The sequence below is a fragment of the Halanaerobacter jeridensis genome (genome assembly GCF_016908315.1).
Classification (GTDB): Bacteria; Bacillota; Halanaerobiia; order Halobacteroidales; family Halobacteroidaceae; genus Halanaerobacter; species Halanaerobacter jeridensis.
The window spans coordinates 1-1,568 of sequence record NZ_JAFBDQ010000041.1 but is presented as its reverse complement, the minus strand read 5'-3'; the positions used below and the strand labels follow the sequence as shown (position 1 = coordinate 1,568).

Below are 1,568 nucleotides of genomic sequence, written 5' to 3'. Positions count from 1 at the left end.
TACTTTGTACCTTGAAAACTACACAATAGACCGAGAATTATGAACGCGTCAGATAGATTAAGTTATTAAGGGCGTACGGTGGATACCTAGGCACTAAGAGACGAAGACGGACGTGGCAAGCTGCGATAAGCCTTGACGAGCTGCAAACAAGTGTTGACTCAAGGATGTCCTAATGAGAAACTCGGCACAGGTAATGCTGTGTCATCCTATAGTGAATACATAGCTATAGGAGGGTAACTGGGTGAACTGAAACATCTTAGTAACCCCAGGAAGAGAAAGCGAATGCGATTCCCCTAGTAGCGGCGAGCGAAGAGGGAACAGCCCAAACTGTGTTAGTGTAAGTTTATGGACGTTGCTAACGCAGGGTAGTAGGTTCTATCAAGATACCCCATAAGGTATCACAGTTAAGACTTTTTGCTAGTTGAATCAGCTGGGAAGCTGAACCACAGAGGGTAATAGTCCCGTAGGTGAAAGTAAAAAGAGGCTGGATAGAGACCTGAGTATTACGAGTCACGTGGAACCTCGTGAGAAGCAAGGAGGCCCATCTCCTAAGGCTAAATACTACTTAGTGACCGATAGTGAACCAGTACCGCGAGGGAAAGGTGAAAAGAACCCCGGGAGGGGAGTGAAATAGAATTTGAAACCGTATGCTTACAAGCGGTCAGAGGGCGTATATATATCAGCCTGATGGCGTGCTTTTTGCTTAACGAACCGGCGAGTTATGTCAAGGTGGCGAAGGTTAAGCCGAGAAGGTGGAGCCGCAGCGAGAGCGAGTCTGAAGAGGGCGCAAGTCGCCTGGCATAGACCCGAAACCTAGTGACCTATTCATGGTCAGGATGAAGCATGTGTAAGAACATGTGGAGGTCCGAACTCATTGACGTTGAAAAGTCATGAGATGAACTGTGAATAGGGGTGAAAGGCCAATCGAACTAGGAAATAGCTGGTTCTCTCCGAAATAGCTTTAGGGCTAGCCTCAAGTATTGTGACTTGGTGGTAGAGCACTGATTGGACAAGGGGCTTTTAAGCTACCAAATCCAGTCAAACTCCGAATAGCAAGTCACGTTAAACTTGGGAGTCAGACTACGGGGGATAAGCTGCGTAGTCGAGAGGGGAACAACCCAGATCGTCAGCTAAGGTCCCAAAGTGTGAACTAAGTGGAAAAGGAAGTGAAGTTGCCTAGACAACCAGGATGTTGGCTTAGAACCAGCCATTCATTTAAAGAGTGCGTAATAGCTCACTGGTCGAGTGATTTTGCGCTGAAAATGTCCGGGGCTCAAGTTCACCACCGAAGCTACGGATCGAGAGATGGTAGGAGAGCATTCTATAGGGGACGAAGCAGTACCGAAAGGAGCTGTGGACCGTATAGAAGAGATAATGCCGGTATGAGTAACGAGAGACAGGTAAGAATCCTGTCCGCCGAAAACCTAAGGTTTCCTGAGGAAGGCTCGTCCTCTCAGGGTAAGTCGGATCCTAAGCTGAGGCCGAAAGGCGTAGGCAATGGGAAGTTGGTCAAAATTCCAACACCACCTTATTTAACGTTTGAGTGATGTAGTGACGCAGGAGGATAA

At 47.7% G+C, this 1,568-nt stretch carries 1 rRNA gene; it reads left to right on the top strand.

The annotated features are described in order from the left end of the window. Positions 1-55 precede the first annotated feature (55 nt). Positions 56-1,568: ribosomal RNA gene (locus JOC47_RS15220) — 23S ribosomal RNA — on the top strand; the annotation flags it as partial.